This is a genomic window from Halobacteria archaeon AArc-dxtr1 (assembly GCA_025517425.1).
GTDB lineage: Archaea > Halobacteriota > Halobacteria > Halobacteriales > Natrialbaceae > Halostagnicola.
The window spans coordinates 280,229-297,025 of the sequence record JAOPJY010000002.1 but is presented as its reverse complement, the minus strand read 5'-3'; the positions used below and the strand labels follow the sequence as shown (position 1 = coordinate 297,025).

Here is a 16,797-nt window from a genome sequence, read left to right as displayed (position 1 = left end):
GCCGATCGGAGCGCGCCGATAGCTGACTGTCGCTCTCAGCGCATCGTATCCGGAATGCGGGCAATCACGTCGGTCGCGACGACTCCCGCGCCGTACTCGGCCGTCGCGAGTTCTCCCGATTTCCCGAGGATCCAGGCTCCGAGTTCGGCCGCCGTTTCCCGATCGGCGCCCTGGCCGAGCAACGCGGCGACGATGCCTGCGAGCGTATCGCCGGTTCCGGCCACCGTCAGCGCCGAGGTGCCGGTCTCGTTTTGTAACCGCTGCCCGTCTACGACGATCTCGTCGACCTCGCCCGTCAGCGCGACCACTGCGCCGGTTTCCTCGGTGAACGCCTCGATCGAGCCGTACCGCTCCTTGATAGCGTCGTCCTCCCTCTCGCTGGGCGTCAATACCGCCTGCGAGAGGTCCGCCTCGAGTCCCGGCTCGATCGCCAGCGCGTCGACGACGGTCGGACAGTCTGTCTCGTCGATCGTCCGCCGAATTGCCGCTGACTCGGCGTCGACCAGCCCCGGTCCGACGACCAGTACATCTGCCCACGCGGCCATCTCGAGTGCGGCCTCGGCCGCCTCGCCGTCGAATCGCTCGCCGACGAACCGGTCGACCAGCAGGTTCGACGAGGCGCTGGCGACCGCGTCGTAGATCTCGGCGGCGACCAACGTTCGAACGTGGTCCGAACCGGCGCGCAACGCAGCCAGCCCGACAATCGTCGGCTGGTTCGGGTAGGCGACGCTCCCGCCGACCATGCCGACTCGTCCGTTCCCGTCCCCGTGCTCGCTCGCGACGTTCGAGAGCGTCCGCTGGAGTCGTCCCATACGTGGTGTGGGCGGCCCAAACGGGTACGATTTCGGCACGCGTGTTCCTGCTCACGTCGGCTCCTCGGACTGGCTCTACCTGCGTGAGAGCTACCGTCACACGGCTCGACCCGTCACACGCTGCGTGAGAGCTAATTGCATGGCGCCCGTACACGTCCCCGTGTTCGACGACAGAGCAGACGCCGGCGCTCGGCTGGCCGACGCGCTCACAGCGCGCGGCGTCACGGCCGATATCGTACTCGGAATTCCACGTGGAGCGTTGCCGGTGGCCAGGCCGGTCGCCGACGCGCTCGACGCCGACCTAGACGTCGTCGTCGCCCGCAAACTCGGCGCGCCGGGGAACCCCGAACTCGCACTCGGTGCGGTCGCGAGCGACGGCAGCGTCTGGCTAAACGACGCGCTCGTCGCCCAGCTCGGCGTCTCTGAACCGTACCTCGAGTCCGTCCGCGAGGAGGAAGCCGAGAACGCCAGCGAGAAGGCTGCCCGCTACCGCGACGGCACCGGCCTCCCGCCGCTTGCGGACAGGGAGGTCGTCGTCGTCGACGACGGCGTCGCGACGGGCGCGACGGCGATCGCCTGCCTTCGGCAGATTCGCGGGGCGGGCGCTGAGCGCGTTACACTTGCCGTCCCGGTCGGCTCGCCCGACTCGCTTGCGGACTTAGAGAGCGAAGCCGACGAGGTGATCGCACTCCGCGAGCCGGCCGATTTCCGGGCGGTTGGCCAGTACTACCGCCAGTTCGGACAGGTCTCAGACGCGGAGGCAGTCGAGTACCTGGACCGGTAGCGCCGGGGTGGGCGGATCGGGACCCCGAACCACGCGGCGGCGAGCGCTCACTCGGTGTCGGCTGCAGAAAAGACGAACTCCCGGAGGAGCTTCCCCGCGAGCGCCGCGGCCTGCCCGTCGTCGCGGTCGTTGACTTCGACGACGTCGAATCCTGCGCTGCGTGGCGCTGCTTCGCGAACGAGCCGGCGCAGCTGACGGGGTTCAAGGCCGAACGGCTCCATCGTCCCCGTCCCTGGCGCGTAGGCCGGGTCGGCGGCGTCGATGTCGACGCTCAGGTAGGCCGTCCGGTCGCCGATCCACGATGCGAGGTCGACGTCGTCGACGTCCTCGGGCGGGACGACCGTCACGTCGGATTCGGTTGCTCGCTTCCACTCGAGCTCGCTGCCGGTTCGCGCGCCCAGAAGCAGGACCTCGGAGACACTATCGACGTCCTCGAGAATGCGGCGGGTCACGCAGGCGTGCGAGAGCGGGTTGCCGTCGTAGGCGTCGTAGAGGTCGAGGTGTGCGTCGAGGCAGACGAACACGTCCGGTTCGACGGCGCGGACGCCCGAAAGCGAGACGGTGTGTTCGCCGCCGAGCACCAGCGGGATTGCGTCGTCCCAGACGACGTCTCGGACCGTTCCCTCGAGAAACTCGAGGTACTCGTCGACGTCGTCCCACGCCCGGACGTCGCCGTCGTCGGCGACGCCCAGGGCCGAAAAGTGCTGGTCGGTTCGACGGTCGTAGTCGTCGAACGGCTCCGAAAACAGTCGCACGCGCCGGGGTCCAAACCGAGCGCCCGGCTCGAAGGTCGTCGTCGCGTCCAGGGGCGCACCGACCACCACGAAGTTCACGCCGCCACTCTCGGACGGTCGTCCTTGCGTGTCGGTCTCGGCCTCACGCGTACCGGTCGCCCCGGGAAACATCAGATAATCTTTCGCTGGTCTTCCATCTCGAGGTACTCGATGTTGTCGTCTGGGGAGACATCTTTGTCCTCGGGGACGCGCATCGTGATCGTCTCGTAGGTCTCTAAGTCCATGATCTGCATGTCATCGCCGTCGACAGAGACGATCTGTCCCTGCTTGCGGTCGATGATCGGGACCCAGATCTTCGCGTCGACGGGCTGACTGAGCGAGCGCTTCTTGCCGTCGAAGACGCCCTTTGCCTCGACGCGGGCCTTTGCACTGCCGTGTTTGCCCGGCTTCGCCGTGCTGTAAGCGTTGATTTTACAAGCCGCATCGTCGATCATTACGTAGCTTCCTTCCTGGAGGTCCCGAACCTCTTGCTGCTGCTTCGCCATGTCCCGGGGTAATCAACCGACGGGCATAAACCGTTTGGATCGTGCGAGGCCCGTCGCGCCGCTGTACGGGGTTCAGTAGCATATCCCGATCGGCACGTGGTGATGGAGCAGAACACTGGGGCACCACCAGCAAGTGGGGGAAGAGTGACTGAGACCAGTCAGCCGTGCACTCTGTAAGTTTCCGTGCCGAAGTCGGGGGGAGTGGGGGGAGTTGCCTCCAGTACTACTGGATGGGCACTCTATAGTTATCGCTAATTGCTAATAACTATTTCGGTGACTCACAGCCGAAACCCGGCTCGTCGTTCGGCGCCGGGAGGGGTGACGATGGCACTGTCGATGGCAGCTCCGGCACGTTGTAGGGTCGCGGTGCGAGGTCGTTCGGCCCGTCGGGATACCACAGCGAGGCCAGTTCCTGTATCTGATACCGTCCGACGTCCAGTTCGAACTGTCCGCCGCCGTAGAGGCTGATCCCCCGCTCCAGACACGCGTCGATCGTCTCCAACAGCGACTCGATCGACCCGAATCTGGACGGTTTGATGTTCAGCCAGCTGGGCTCCCAGGGAAGTGCCTCTACGTCTGTGAGCCCGTGGATCGGCGCGTCCCAGGCGACCCGCGAGCGAACTGCGGGCTCTTCGAAGAGTGGTTCGGTCTCGCTCGTCAAGGCGGGGTCCTCTAGGATCGCCTCCGGGAAAGCGTCGATTAGTCGCCGATAGAGGTCCGGATCTGCCGGTACGTCGACCTCGGTCCCCTCGTACTGCCCTTTCAGATCGAGGATCCGCACTGGGGCCGTCGCGGCGACTGACTCGATCACGTCCGCGTCCCACGACGGCGTCGGATCGAGCTTGAACGCTGCCTCGGGCTCGCGCTCGCGGATCCGTTCGAGCCGATCCGTCGTCGGCGGCTCTCCCAGCCGCGTGCTAGCAACGAACGAAACCGGCTCGCTATCCCGGTCGAGCACGCCCGCGAGCGTCTCTCCTGCCTGTCGGAGCGCGAGATCGAGCGCAGCGCTCTCTACCCCCCAGCGCCGGTAGTTTCGGAACACGTCACGGTCCGGTGCGCCCTCGGGGAAGAGATCGAGGTCGGCGAGTCGGCTCGAGAACGAGTCGATCGTGTATTCGCCGGTCAGGTCGGGAAGGCCGTGGGACGCCAGCGCGTCGTGCTCCTCGGCGTCGTAGATGACGTCTTCTCCTCGTCCAGTGATCGATCCGCCCTCCCCGTCCGGTCCCGACAGCGAGAGCAGCGTCGTTACTCGGGTAAAATCACTCGTCGTCTCGCCTTCGAGGCGCTCCGTCTCGACGGCGTCGATCGATAGCGACAGGTCGGCGATCCGGTCGTACTCCGTCTCCGTGGCCATACCACCCCTTCGAGCTCGAATCGGGTGTAAGTACCCCTTCCCCGAATCGCTGCGTGTCGTTCCTCGGGCACGGTTAGACGCGTTCGACGGCCGACGCCGAGACGCGGCCGGCGACCGACGCCGTCCGAGTATGGGGCGCTGGCTCGAGATCGTGCGCGTCCAGCACGCGATCTCGCCAGATCGCATAGCTGGCCAGGTTCCACGCCAGCCCGGCCGAGCGCTCGACGACCTCGCCGGAAATGTCCGGGGCGAACGCAGGGAGCTCGTACTGCTCGAAGATCGACGCGAGTGGCCCCGTCGTAAGGAACCGTTCGGCGGGGAAGTTCCCGTTCCCCTTGGGCTTGTCCCGGTCGTAGGTCGGGAACCACTCCTCGACGAGTCGCTTCGGAACGTGCTTGGCCTCGCCGTCGACCATGTACCGATCGGGCGAGGGGATCCCGAGCGCCAGCTCGGCGACTGCCTTGCCGGCAAAGGGCGTGTACATCTCACAGCCTCGAGCGATCGCCGCCTGGCGCCAGACCGTACCCGCGTCCTCACAGAAGAAGTCGACCCACTGGCCTGCGTGGGCGTGCTTGGCGAAGTTGTCCCCAGCAGCCGGCGGAACGCGGGCCATCGCGTACTCGTAGCGTGCCCGCTGTCGGCGTTCGTACTGATCCCGGCCGATCGACTCGATCGCAGACGGCACGTCGGTGTAGACGCCGAACCCGAGTGCGTGCCCGTCCGGATCGGACGGCGGTCGCTCGAGTCCACGGCGAATCTCCCCGTGGCGCTTGAGCCTCTCGACGACCGCCGGCACGTACCGAAGGTGGCGGGTTCGCCACACCCGGCGACCGGTCTGGAGCGCACTTTCGAGGCCGAAGACGGCATCTGCGACCTGTCCGCTGACGAGCCTCCCCTCCGCCTCTCGGAAGATGCCGTCGAACGTCGGCGTCTGGAGCTGGTGGGGTGGCATCCCGAGCGCGTCGACGGCCGACTCTAAGCGCGCTACGTACTCATCCTCCGTCATCTCGACGACTTCGCGGTCGGCGTCTATGAGGTCGGCCGCTCGCTCGGCGTACGCTCCCTCGAACGCGAGTTCGGGCGTATCGAACGAACCGGTGACGCTCGGGGTCGGATTCGTGAGATACGGACCCAGTACGGTCGAGTCGACGCCACCGGAGAGCATCAGCGTCGCGTCGTCGGCGACGGGTGTACAGACCGCCGAGAGCACCTCGTCAAGACGTCTGTGTGCGCCCGCAGCGGACACACCCGGCTCGGGATCGAGCGTCTCGGTCAACGGCGTCCGGTGAGTCTCACCGGGATCCCAGGTCAGCGTTTCTCCGTGTCCGAGCCGGTGGACGCGCTCGACGTACGTCTCGATCGGCGTCGTTCGGTACAGGAGGTGGTCGGCGACCGCCCGGTCGGGAACCGTCCGATCGTCCGGATCGAGCCGTGCAAGCGCGTTTTTGAACAGATCGGTGACGATCGGCTCGCCGCTCGAGTCGACGCAGTAAAACACCTCGTAGGCCGACGTGATTCCGCGGTGGGCCCGGACCGTTGGCTCGTCCTCGCGCCCGGAGAGCGCCACGACGGTTCCCTCCCCGGGTAGCGTCGTCTGCAGCTCCCGCACGCCCTCGAAGTCGGTTCCTCGTTCGATCTCGTCGCGGAGTTCGCGCGTGTGCGTTCCGACGACGACCCACGTCCGATCCTGTCGGGTAACAATCTCAGCACTCGGATTCGCGACCAGTACTGTCGCCATTGGAGACGCGTTCCCGATACCAACACATTGTAATGGAAGTCATACTCGCGTCCCGCTGACGGTCAACGACTGATGAACGTCGGGTCCGATGGACGATTACAGGCCGTTTTGTGGCTTCTGTGGTCGGTTACGGGCAGCCTCGTCGCGTCTGTGCCAGTTGGGGGACGCTTCGGCTCCTGTGACCGGTTACGGCGATCCCGTCACTCCTCGCCGCGCCGTCGGCTCACGTTTTGTCGCGTGAACTGGGGTTTCGCCTTGATTCCTCGCGATTCCCGGAACGAGCGGTAGAGCTGTACCGTGATGACGACTGCGAACGCCCCGGCGACGATCGATGCCTCGGGCGCCTCCAGCGCGTAGAGGACGCCGGTCGAGAACAGCGCCATCGTGAGCAACATGCCGTAGATCAACCGACGCGCGAGGTGCTCGAAGACGTTCTTGTCGTCTTCGACACCGATCCGAACGTAGAGATTGTCACGCTCGAGACGGTCGAGCGCCCGCTCGGTCTTTGGCGGCACCCGAATCAGTGACGTCCCGGCGTCTCTGACGTCGGCACCCGTTGCGTCGATGAACTGCCGAATCGACTCCTCGCGATACCCCTCCTCGGTCAGGTACTCGGTCGCCGTCGAGATGAAGTCGTAGTCGGGGTCGAGCGTGATGCAGACGCCCTCGACGACCGTCGCGACCCGGAGGACGAGCGCCAGATTCTTCGGCAGGCGGAAGGGGAACTCGTAGATCGAGTCCTCGACCTGGCCGACGATCTGCTGGACGCGGTACTGCTCGATCTCCCGCCCGCGGGCGTTCTCGATCGCGACTTCCATCACCTCGGCCATCACTGCCCGGTCCGCCTCGGGGCTGAGCGTCCCGATTTCGATAAGCGCATCGAGGATCGCGTCGATATCGCGGTTGGCGACTGCGATGTAGAACTCGACGATCTTGTTCTGGACGAACTCGTCGACCCGGCCGGACATCCCGAAATCGTAGAAGACGATTTGCCCATCGTCGGTGACTGCCAGATTGCCGGGGTGGGGATCGGCGTGAAACACTCCGTCGTCGATGATCATCTGCATGTACGCCCGCTGGAGGTTCTCTGCGATCTGCTCGCGGTCGATCCCCTGCGCTTCGAGCTCCTCGATGTCGTTGATCTTCGTCCCCTCGACGTACTCCATCGTCAGGACGCGTGGTCCGGACCGACGATCGATCACCGCCGGAATCCGGACCCGATCGTCCGCGCCGAGGTTCTCTTTGATCTCCTCTAGCATCCGCGCCTCGCGCTCGTAGTCCATCTCTTCGCGGATGGTCTTGGCGAACTCGTCGGCCAGATTCTCGAGTGAAAACGCTCTCGAGTCGTCGACCACGCGGAGCAGAATCGGCATCGACCACCGAATGACGCGCAGGTCAGCCGCGACCAGCTCCTCGATCTCTGGCCGCCGGACTTTTACCGCGACCTCCTGGCCGTCCAGCCGGGCCCGGTACACCTGTCCGAGGCTCGCACCGCTGATCGCCTCGGTGTCGAAGGCGTCGAACTGCTCGTCGACGGGCCCTAACTCCTCCTCGACAACCTCCTCTGCCTTGGCCCAGTCAGTCGGCGGCACGTCGTCCTGGAGCGCCGAGAGCACCTCGACGTACGCCGGCGGGAGCACGTCGGGCCGCGTCGAAAGGAGCTGTCCGAGCTTGATGAACGTCGGGCCGAGCGTCAGCAACGACTCGAGGAGGACCTCCGCCCGACGGCGGTGGGTCTGGTGGTCGACGCGCCGCCGCCTGCCGAACAGCAGGAATCGGCGCCGGTCGCGGGCGTACGCGAGCAACAGCGGGAGGAACTGCCACGTGACGACGACGAACCGCCGGTACGCACGGAGGGTGGACAGACCGCCCACCCCTCGTTAGCCGCCCCCGGCGGGCTCGTCGTCGTCATCTTCGTCTCGATCCCGGCTTTCGACGATGTCGTCTTCGTCTCGATTTTCCCCCTCGACAACGTCGATGTTCGTCTCGTCCGTCGCGGTACGCTTTGGGAGCGTCAACTCGAGGACGCCGCGCTCGACGACTGCCTCGGCCCCCGACTCGGTCGCGTCGGCAGGGAGCGGAAGGTCGACATCGTGATACAGCGGGCGGTCCTCCGTCACGTACCGGTACCCCTCGCCGTCGGGCTTCTCCCGACGCGCCTCGACCGAGATGTGCCCGTCGTCGACGGTGACCTCGAGTGTCTCCGCGCTGGCTCCCGGGACGTCGAGGACGAGCAGATACGCCCCCTCGCTCTCGAGCAGATCGAAAAACGCGTCGTCGGAGAGATCTTGCAGCGCCTCGCGCAGCGGTGCCATGGCTGGCGATTCGGACGCGGGAACGAAAAAGACCGCGGTCGTTCGAGCTGTCGACCGGGCTCCCAGCTGACGTCGCCGAACCTCCCGTATCACTGCTCCAGACTGTCCAAATCGCCTACGTAGCAGTTTTCACCCTCTCTCTCGTACGTTCATCAATGTCGACTATCGCCGAGTTTCGTGTCTCGGCCGCGGAGACGTCGCTCGGACACACGTTCGAGCGCGTTCCCGACGTCCAGTTCGAACTCGAGCCGTCGGTATCTCGGACTGTCCCTTCGCTGTGGGTCGATGGTGTGAGCCGCGACGACGTCGAACTGGCGTTCGACGCGGATTCCTCCGTCGAGGCCTACTCTCTGGTAACCGAGACGACCGGACGGCTCCTGTACGACGTAACGTTCGCCGAAGGAGCGCCGTGTCTCACGGAGGGTCGCATCGAGGATGGCGAGGGGTGCGCCCTGCTGGCGTGTTGGGGGGTCGACGGCTGGTGGCAAGCCAAAATACGGGTCCGGGATCGGGACCATCTCTGGCGGATCCACGAGGAATTCGTCCGTAACGACGTCTCCGTCGACTTACGTCGCGTCTCGGACGTCGCCACTGACGCTGCGGAGGGATCATCGCTTACTCCCCAACAGCACGAGGCGCTCGAGGCCGCCTTAGCACACGGCTACTTCGAGATTCCCCGTGGGATCTCAATGGAGGAACTCGCCGGCGAACTGGGAATCTCTCACCAGGCGCTCTCAGAACGGCTCCGGCGGGCCTACGGCACCCTCGTCGAGCAGGAGATCCAGCCCACCGACAGGGAAGAATCGACGACCGGGCCGCGATAACCCGTCAGCGCTTTCTGTCGTTCCACAGAGTTCCGCCTACAGCTCCTCCGTTTCGGCCTGCAATTCCTCGAACGACGTGATCCGGTAGTCGCCGAGCACGCACTGTCCACGGCGCTCGTGGCCGACGCGCTCGACGTGGATCGCGTCCAGCCCGGCGTTCCAGGCGGCGCCGACGTCGTTGGCACCGTCGCCCGCCAGCACGCCCTGGTGGCCGTTGTGGCCGACGCCGAGTTCCGACATCGTGCGCTCGACGGGGGTCGGGTCCGGTTTCCACCCGGTCTGCTCGCTACAACAGAGGACGACGTCGAACCAGTCGCGAATATCGACGCGATCTAACACCGGCTCACAGAGGAACTCCTGGCAGTGAGTCACCAGCCCTACCGGCTGATCGATCTCGGTGACAAAGTCGGCGTCGTCGTGGAGATAGGTCTGTTCGGCGCGTACGCGAGGATCTTCTTCGTCGTGGAATATCTCCCAGAACTCGGCTGGATCGATGCCCCATGCCGCAAGCTGGCGGTCTCGTGACCCGGTTAACCCGCTCCAGATGATGTCGGCTTCGCGGTCGCTGAAGCGGCGTCCGAGCCGGTCTCCGACCCGATCGAAGACCTCTCTCGTGTACCCCCAGTCGACGTCGACCAGGGTCCCGTCGAGGTCGAGCAGCCAGAAGTCGTACTCGGGGACCATGCGGACACTCATCTACACGGTTCGAAGACAAGTGTTTGTCGCCGGATCGTGACGTCTCGGATTCGGATGGAGCATCTCTCCATCACCAGTGCTCTCCCTCGCCCATCACTCTGATACTCGACCCGAGGTACTTCGAGAGCACTTCGGTGACAGTCTCGGCGTTGAACGCGTCCAGATCGTCCGCAATTTCGGTCTGTAGTGCCGAGCGGTAGGCGTCATCGACCTGTAGCTCGCGGAACTCGACGGCGTCGACCGGTGGCTCGACCCACTCGTCGATGAGCTCTCGCCCGTACGTCGGATCCGACAGCTCACCGCGCCACAGGGTGTCTCGAAAGAAGCGCCATCCCTCCGTTCCCGGCTCCGCAGCCTCGATTCGGAGCGTGGTCTCGGCGGTGGTGGGATCGAGCCGGACGTCGTCTCGTCGTGTCTCGAGGCGAAGCCCAACACGGAAGACGTACTGCCCGTTCATTCTGCTGCTCTCCACACCGCGTTCGACGGCCCAACCTTCCGGTCGCCGTTCGACAGGTGACCCTCGCGGTCGCCGACCGCTGGTCGACCCCCGCAGCCGTCGTCCACTACCGAAGCGCGTTGCTCGCCTCTTCCGTCTGGAACCACGCGCTTGCGTCCGCTATCCGGACAAGCGTGCATGGACCGACTGATCGCAGCCGAAAACATAACGGTTGTGCCTGGCCGCTCCGTTCAGTCGTCGTCAGTGATACCGCTGGCCTCGCCGAGCCGGCTCGCGTCGAATCGGGCTGTGCCGATGCCGTGTAGATCGCCACCGGTGGTTCGCTGTCCCGTCTCCCACGGAGACTGCATCGCAGATGGCGGGCCATCGTCGAGCCCGGGATCGAAGAGTCGGAGTGCGGTGTAGATCGTCTCCCAGTCGTCCTGGGCAGCCGCCTCTCGCAGGCTCTGGGTCGGCGGCGCGAGCAACTGGCCGACCAGCGCGTCGGCCATCGACTCGATGATCTCCCACTCGTCGACGCTCCCTTCGCTCTCGGCTAACCGTGCTTTGGCGGTCTCGAGCTCGCGGCGCTTGATCTGCTCTGCGGACTCGTACATCGTTGCGATCACGTCGTCGGCCTGGGCGCGTTTGTACTGATCGTGGAGGTTGTCAACTTCCCGATCGATCAGTACCTCGACCTCCCGGGCGGCCGCCGCGCGCTGCTCGCGAGTTCGGGTCGTTACCGACTCGAGATCGTCGAGATCGTACACCGAGACGTCCGTGACGTCTGCCACGCCCGGCGCGACGTCTCGGGGCTGGCCGAGATCGACGACGACCTGCTCGCTGCCGTCCTCGTCGAGGTGGTGTGTCTCGAGTACCGGCTCGTCGCTTCCAGTCGCGGTCATGATGACGTCCGCCCGCCGGGCGATCGTCCCGACCGCAGTTAGTGGGGCAGCGCTGGCGGTCACCTCGTCGTCGATGTCGCGAACGACGTGTTCGGCGTGAGCGACCGTCCGGTTGGCGACGACGACCTCAGCGGTCTCCGTTGCGGCCACAGCGCGGGCAGCGAGCTGTCCCATCTCGCCGGCGCCGACCACGAGCGCCGTCGCGTCGGTCAGATCGATCTCACGCCCTGCCAGCCGGGTCGCCGCCGAGCCCAGCGAGACGATACCCTCGTTGATCGCCGTCTCGGTGCGGGCACGCTCGCCGACGTGAATCGCTTTGGTGACGGCCATCTCGAGCAACGACCCGATCCCGCCGGTGGTCCGGGCGTCCTCGTACGCTCGCCGGACCTGGCCGATGATCTGATCCTCGCCGATGACGACCGATTCGAGCCCGCAAGCGACCTGCAGCAGGTGCGTGATACTCTCATCGTGGTCGGCCACGACGACCGCCTCGTCGTCGACCGACGCGAAAAATCCCTCCATGGCGGCGCGGCCGACCGCGCCGTCCTCGGCGACGACGTACGCTTCGACACGGTTGCACGTCGAGAGGACGAACGCCTCGGAAACCCCCGGTCGGGCCAGCAGACCGGCGACGCCGGCGCGCTGGCTGGACGGACTCGCGGCTGCAAGCTGGTCGACGTCGGCGCGCTCGTGGGTCACGCGGGCACTCGTCACCAGTCCGCCTGCGGTCACTGCAGCTCACCTCCGGCGTTTCGGTGCTCCTCCAGCACGTCCTCGATCACTTGCTCCGTGTTCGGGGCTCCCGTACGTAAAGCTGTCCAAACGGACGGAGAATTGACGGTGTCAGTGACTATCTGGCGCCGGCGGTCGGGTGGAACGTCCAGTTCTTTGAGACGAGTTCGAAGCGCAGCGAGCGCCGTCGCCATCTCGCCGGCCCCCGCGAGCTCCGCGTCTAGCTCCGTTCGGAGATGTTTGCTCAGGACTGGTGCGGTTCCACTCGTCGAGATCGAGACGACGACGTCGCCCTCGCGAACCGTCGCCGGCACGACGACGCTTCCCGGCTCGCGTTCGCCAGCGCGATCCGCGCGGTTGACCAGCGTTCCTCGATCGCGCGCTGCAGCCACCACCGCGTCGTTAACGGATTCGTCGTCAGTTGCGGCGACGACCAGCGCGGGCTCGAACCGGTCGAGCCAGTCGCCGACCTCTTCGGGTGCGGGAGCTGCCCGGAGGAGTTCCGTCTCGCCTGTTCCCTCTGACTCGAACGATTCGTTGGCAAAGGCCGGGCTGACGACCACGACGCGCGCCTCGCGGGCGAACCGGCGGGCCTTCCGCGCGCCGACGGGGCCGCCGCCGAAGACGAGCACCGTCGACGCGGAGAAGTCGTGAAGCAGAGGGATCATGCGTTAGGCGGAGTCTGTCGGCGAGTCGGTGTGCTGTTCGGATTCCGTATTGGCGTCGGCGCGCTCAGCGAGCCTGATACCGGTCTTCTTCAATATCTGGGTCGAGAACAGCGAGTCCCAGTCGTCAGCGCCCACGTCCCAGTGGGCTGCCATCGTCTCGCGGACCTGCTCGATGCGCTGCTCGCTCTCTTCCTTGCTTCGCCCGTGGGTCATCGCGAAGAAGTTGTACGGCCAGACGCCCTCGTGGCGGGGGCGTTCGTAGCAGTGAGTGACGAACGGGAGCGCGGCCACCTCGGGACCCACTTCGGCGACGACCTCGTCGGGGACGTTCCAGACCGTCATTCCGTTCTCCGTATAGCCCAGCGCGTAGTGGTTCGGGACGACGCCGATCCGGCGGATCTTCCCCGTGCGATCGAACCGTTTGATTGTCTCGCGGACCCACGCGGGGTCGCGGCCGATCGCCGCGGCGACGTCCGCATACGGCGTGTCAGTGAGCGGGAGCCCGTCCTGAATTTCGAGGACGAGGTCTCGCTCGCCCGGCGAAAGCGTCGTCGAACTCTCCCGTTCCTCCAGCTCGTCGTCGCAAACGTCTGGTCCTTGGTCCGAACAGTCGACGCCGCCCGGCTCGCCCGACTCCGGCGGAGCGAGCGGCCCGTCGACGTAGAACTTCGCCTCGACGCGGAACTCCTGTTGCTTTGGCAGATTGTACGTCTCCTGGCCCGTTTCGGCTTCGATTTCGGCCAGCACCGCTGCGACTCGCTGCTCCTCGGCGACGCTCACGACGAACCAGACGTTCAGATGTGGGTGCTCGCGCTCGTAGTTGTGCGCAACCTCACGATGGGCGTTGACCGCCTCGACGACCTCGTCGAACCGGTTGTCGGGCGCGTGCATGGCGACCAGTGTCGCCGCGCCGCCGATCTCGGCAGCGTTGACGAGCGGGCCGAACCGCGAGAGGACGCCCCGGTCGTCTAACTCGCGGATCGTCTCGAGCAGTTCGTCCGCGTCGATCTCGACCCCTGCGGCCGTCATCGCCGTCGCGGCGTCCTCGAACGGGCGTTCCGTAACTGGAAATCCCCCCTGAAAGGCGTTGATGACCCCCCGCTCGCGGTCTGTGAGGTCGGCGTCCGTACTCATACGTGACTCTTCGACTGACGATGTATAAGCGCCTCGGGCGAGCCCTGTTGGCCAGTTGCTCGCCGGCTACTCCCCTTCGACGCCGGTCACGTCGTAGCCCAGCTCACGGATGTCCGCCAGAATCGCCTCGTGGTCTGCGCTCGCCTCGTAGTAGATCACGATTTCGAACGTCCCGTTTCGCAGCAGCTGCTGGCACTCCCAGACGAACGACTCGTCTTCTAAGCTCAGCCCCTGGTGTTGATTCGAGGAGAAGTCGGGGTCGTCGTTGCCGGAGTGAACGTAGCAGTCCGTCGAATCGTAGCCCGAGTGCTCGGCGATGATGTCGCCGACATCGATCGTCGCCTGCATCATCTGGACGTCCTCGCTACCGCCGTAGGGCGTGTGGACGATGGCGCCGTTCAACTCGATCTCGCCGGGCTCGAGCAAGGCCTTCGTCCGCTCGTAGAGATCCGTATCGATAGCGTCTTCCATCGGTCGAGAGTACGCGTCTGGACTCAAAGCGGTCACGATTCGCGAGTGTCGAGTGGGGGTACCTGACACACAAGACACATAGCCTTCGACGAAGTTACAACGGACGATGAAGCGGTGGCTCCGCCGGCGTGTGGACTGGGTGTACGAGCGTATGCTCTCTCGGGAGCTCTCCGGCGCACCGACTCACGTCGCCGTGATTCAGGACGGGAACCGTCGGTACGCTCGCAAGCAAGGCGAGGACGCACCGGACGGCCACCGAGCCGGCGCGGAGACGACCGAGCGCGTCCTCGAATGGTGCCAGGACGTCGGCGTCGAGGAGCTCACCCTGTACACCTTCTCGACGGAGAACTTCGACCGCCCGGACGAGCAAAACGAGGCACTCTTTGACCTCCTCTGTGAGAAGCTTCGGTCGTTCGCCGACGCCGACCGCGTCCACGACAACGAGGTCTGTATCCGCGCGCTCGGCGACGTCTCTTTGCTGCCCGAACGCGTCCGCGACGCTGTCGAGTACGCCGAGTCGCGAACCGAAGCCTACGACCAGTTCGTGTTGAACGTCGCGCTGGCCTATGGCGGTCGCTCGGAGCTACTCTGTGCCGCCCGAAACGTCGCCACGGAGGTCGACGCCGGCGAGCTAGATCCGGGGGAGATCGACGTCGACCGGATCGAATCTCAGCTCTACGATAGCCCCGTCCGTGACGTCGATCTGATCATCCGAACCGGCGGCGACGAGCGCACCTCGAACTTCCTGCCGTGGCACGCAAACGGCAACGAGGCCGCTGTCTTCTTCTGTACGCCCTACTGGCCGGAGTTTTCGAAGGCCGACTTCCTGCGCGGGATTCGAACCTACGAACACCGCGAGGCATCCTGGCGACGTACCCGTGCCAGACGGGCACTGGCGCTTCTGGGTGCTCTCGGCGACGTCGAACTTGTCGAGGCACGCTCGACCGTCGCCCGCTTTCGAGACTCGCTGCCGATTTCCGAACGACCGGACGCAGAGGACGTCGAGGCGCCCGATGCGAGCGGACAGGCCGCCGATTAGTGACTTTCTCAGCTGGAAACTCCGCCCGGGACTCTTTTGTCAGTGGAATCCAAACTCGAGTCGACGATGACACCCAACCCTGCTAACATGTCCCCGACATCGATCACCCCGTCGCTCTCACGCCGACGCGTTCTGGCGACCAGTGCCGGCCTGGCGACCGCAGCCCTTGCGGGCTGTTCGACTGTCGTCGACTTTCTCGCCGGGCTCGTTCTGGACGACGTCAACGTGATCAACGGCGCTGACGAGCCCGTCGCTGGAACGATCGAGGTAACGGATCCGGCAGGCGAGCGCGTCCTCGACGAGACGTTCGACTTAGAAGCCGGCGACGACGACGGTGACGAGGACGCACAGGCGATCTACGACGAGGTCTTCACCGATGCCGGTGAGTATACCGTCCACGTCGAACTGGATGACGGCGACTCGATCGACGGCGAAGAGGGCACTGAGGAGACGATCGACGTCGACGACCCTGACGACGAGCACATCCTCGTCTTCCTCGGCTCGGATGAGGTCGAGGAGGCGATCCTCGTCACGACGATCGAAGAGCTAAGCGACTTAGAGGAGTACGCCGACGACTTCTGAGGAGGGACACTGACGTTTCTTGGCGCTGCGCTACGCGAACTCTCCGTCACCTCCGACTGAGCGCGTCCACAGCCGAAACGCTCAACCGACCGCCCTCGAAATAGCACTCTCGAATGAACCGGCAGCTCCTCGCGGTCGGACTCGGCCTGACGACTCTCGGACTCGTCGGACTCGTGGTACTCGCTTTAGGCGGCGTCCTTCGCCACCCGGCCGAGGCGGCCGAGACGTACGCGGCGCTCGACGTGATCGCGATCACTGGCAGCGTCGTCGCCCTCGCCGTCGGCGTCGTCGTCACGTTTCGGTCGTTCGTCGAGATTCCAGCCGACGGCGCGTAGTCGGCTGCGTACCGCAGCCATCGCCGGTCTCGAACAGCCAGCTACTGCCCGAACCGACGCGAACGGTTGCAAAACTCTCGGACGGCGCGCAGGAAGTCACGTTTCCGAAGGTCGCGCCAGTTGACGTCGGTGAAGTACAGCTCCGAGTAGACCGATTGCCAGATCATGAAATCCGAGAGGCGTTCGGCACCGGTCTTGATCACGAGGTCGGGTTCGTCGGGAAAGACGAGATTGTCCTCGACATGCTCAGTTTCGATCTCTCCGGGCTCGAGATCGCCCGATTCGACGCGTTCGGACAGCGTTCTGACGGCACTCGTAAACTCGTGTTTCCCGCCGAGTCCGATGCCGATCTGGATCGGCGCATCTGCCGGCGTCCGATCTTCCGGGCCGCGGACCGCCACCTCTCGGGGGGTCTCGACTGTCTCGAGCTCCTCGCGCAGTGCCGGGACGGCCGCGGCGTCTAAGACGCTTACGTACACCGTCACTCGCGAGGCGTACTCGAAGGCCCACTCGAAACACCTCGTGAGCGTCTCGTAGGCCCCGTCCTCGAGTAGATCCCGTTCCGTAAGGACCAGGGCAACGTGATCGGGGGTGTCCCCCTCGTGTCGGCGAATCTGATACGCCAGGTACCGTTCGTACAGTCCCACGACCGTAGTTCCTGACCCGGTGACAAACCGATTACGGCTCCGGGTG

At 65.4% G+C, this 16,797-nt stretch carries 19 protein-coding genes; 5 read left to right on the top strand and 14 right to left on the bottom strand.

Annotated elements, in window-relative coordinates; all coding sequences use genetic code 11:
* Nucleotides 1-35: 35 nt before the first annotated feature.
* On the bottom strand, nt 36-812 hold the full coding sequence (locus tag OB905_10405; GenBank protein ID MCU4926392.1) for an NAD(P)H-hydrate dehydratase: 777 nt from the start codon (nt 810-812) through the stop codon (nt 36-38).
* 160 nt (nt 813-972) lie between these two features.
* On the opposite strand from OB905_10405, the gene OB905_10400 reads away from it, so the two are divergent.
* Complete coding sequence (locus OB905_10400; protein ID MCU4926391.1) at nt 973-1,596, top strand: phosphoribosyltransferase family protein; 624 nt, start codon at nt 973-975, stop codon at nt 1,594-1,596.
* Between the two features lie 47 nt (nt 1,597-1,643).
* On the opposite strand, the gene speB is transcribed toward OB905_10400, so the two are convergent.
* The 6 genes from speB to OB905_10370 all read right to left on the bottom strand — a co-directional run bounded on the left by speB (nt 1,644) and on the right by OB905_10370 (nt 8,282).
* Nucleotides 1,644-2,501: an agmatinase gene (gene speB, locus OB905_10395; protein ID MCU4926390.1), complete on the bottom strand. Its 858-nt coding sequence runs from the start codon at nt 2,499-2,501 to the stop codon at nt 1,644-1,646.
* Nucleotides 2,501-2,875 (bottom strand): translation initiation factor IF-5A, encoded by a 375-nt coding sequence (locus tag OB905_10390; GenBank protein MCU4926389.1) that lies wholly within the window; start codon nt 2,873-2,875, stop codon nt 2,501-2,503. Before OB905_10390 ends, speB begins: the two co-directional genes overlap by 1 nt.
* A 265-nt stretch (nt 2,876-3,140) precedes the next feature.
* Nucleotides 3,141-4,229: a hypothetical protein gene (locus OB905_10385; protein ID MCU4926388.1), complete on the bottom strand. Its 1,089-nt coding sequence runs from the start codon at nt 4,227-4,229 to the stop codon at nt 3,141-3,143.
* Nucleotides 4,230-4,302: 73 nt separating this feature from the next.
* On the bottom strand, nt 4,303-5,967 hold the full coding sequence (locus OB905_10380) for an asparagine synthase-related protein (protein ID MCU4926387.1): 1,665 nt from the start codon (nt 5,965-5,967) through the stop codon (nt 4,303-4,305).
* A 200-nt stretch (nt 5,968-6,167) separates the two neighbouring features.
* The gene (locus OB905_10375; protein MCU4926386.1) at nt 6,168-7,772 is read right to left on the bottom strand and encodes an AarF/ABC1/UbiB kinase family protein; all 1,605 of its coding nucleotides are present in this window, start codon (nt 7,770-7,772) and stop codon (nt 6,168-6,170) included.
* 75 nt (nt 7,773-7,847) lie between these two features.
* Nucleotides 7,848-8,282 (bottom strand): Hsp20/alpha crystallin family protein, encoded by a 435-nt coding sequence (locus OB905_10370; protein MCU4926385.1) that lies wholly within the window; start codon nt 8,280-8,282, stop codon nt 7,848-7,850.
* Between the two features lie 155 nt (nt 8,283-8,437).
* On the opposite strand from OB905_10370, the gene OB905_10365 reads away from it, so the two are divergent.
* Nucleotides 8,438-9,106, top strand: a complete 669-nt coding sequence (locus tag OB905_10365; GenBank protein ID MCU4926384.1) for a helix-turn-helix domain-containing protein — start codon at nt 8,438-8,440, stop codon at nt 9,104-9,106.
* A gap of 36 nt (nt 9,107-9,142) precedes the next feature.
* Here OB905_10365 and OB905_10360 read toward each other — a convergent pair whose 3' ends face one another.
* The 6 genes from OB905_10360 to OB905_10335 all read right to left on the bottom strand — a co-directional run bounded on the left by OB905_10360 (nt 9,143) and on the right by OB905_10335 (nt 14,148).
* Nucleotides 9,143-9,790 carry an HAD family hydrolase gene (locus OB905_10360; GenBank protein MCU4926383.1) on the bottom strand — a complete coding sequence of 216 codons (648 nt, stop codon included), beginning with the start codon at nt 9,788-9,790 and terminating at the stop codon, nt 9,143-9,145.
* Between the two features lie 82 nt (nt 9,791-9,872).
* Complete coding sequence (gene lwrS / locus OB905_10355) at nt 9,873-10,259, bottom strand: LWR-salt protein (GenBank protein MCU4926382.1); 387 nt, start codon at nt 10,257-10,259, stop codon at nt 9,873-9,875.
* A 230-nt stretch (nt 10,260-10,489) separates the two neighbouring features.
* Nucleotides 10,490-11,875, bottom strand: coding sequence for a glutamyl-tRNA reductase (gene hemA, locus OB905_10350; protein MCU4926381.1), 1,386 nt, complete (start codon nt 11,873-11,875; stop codon nt 10,490-10,492).
* Complete coding sequence (locus OB905_10345; protein ID MCU4926380.1) at nt 11,872-12,543, bottom strand: bifunctional precorrin-2 dehydrogenase/sirohydrochlorin ferrochelatase; 672 nt, start codon at nt 12,541-12,543, stop codon at nt 11,872-11,874. Before OB905_10345 ends, hemA begins: the two co-directional genes overlap by 4 nt.
* A 3-nt stretch (nt 12,544-12,546) precedes the next feature.
* Nucleotides 12,547-13,677 (bottom strand): Lrp/AsnC family transcriptional regulator, encoded by a 1,131-nt coding sequence (locus OB905_10340; GenBank protein ID MCU4926379.1) that lies wholly within the window; start codon nt 13,675-13,677, stop codon nt 12,547-12,549.
* Between the two features lie 66 nt (nt 13,678-13,743).
* Nucleotides 13,744-14,148 (bottom strand): DUF5778 family protein, encoded by a 405-nt coding sequence (locus tag OB905_10335; GenBank protein MCU4926378.1) that lies wholly within the window; start codon nt 14,146-14,148, stop codon nt 13,744-13,746.
* 106 nt (nt 14,149-14,254) lie between these two features.
* Between OB905_10335 and uppS the strand changes: the two genes are divergently transcribed.
* The 3 genes from uppS to OB905_10320 all read left to right on the top strand — a co-directional run bounded on the left by uppS (nt 14,255) and on the right by OB905_10320 (nt 16,104).
* A complete protein-coding gene (gene uppS / locus OB905_10330) occupies nt 14,255-15,187 on the top strand; it encodes a polyprenyl diphosphate synthase (protein ID MCU4926377.1) in 933 nt (310 codons plus the stop codon).
* 66 nt (nt 15,188-15,253) lie between these two features.
* Complete coding sequence (locus OB905_10325) at nt 15,254-15,769, top strand: hypothetical protein (protein MCU4926376.1); 516 nt, start codon at nt 15,254-15,256, stop codon at nt 15,767-15,769.
* A 113-nt stretch (nt 15,770-15,882) separates the two neighbouring features.
* Complete coding sequence (locus OB905_10320) at nt 15,883-16,104, top strand: hypothetical protein (GenBank protein MCU4926375.1); 222 nt, start codon at nt 15,883-15,885, stop codon at nt 16,102-16,104.
* A gap of 41 nt (nt 16,105-16,145) precedes the next feature.
* Here OB905_10320 and OB905_10315 read toward each other — a convergent pair whose 3' ends face one another.
* Nucleotides 16,146-16,751, bottom strand: a complete 606-nt coding sequence (locus OB905_10315; protein MCU4926374.1) for an undecaprenyl diphosphate synthase family protein — start codon at nt 16,749-16,751, stop codon at nt 16,146-16,148.
* Nucleotides 16,752-16,797: the final 46 nt, after the last annotated feature.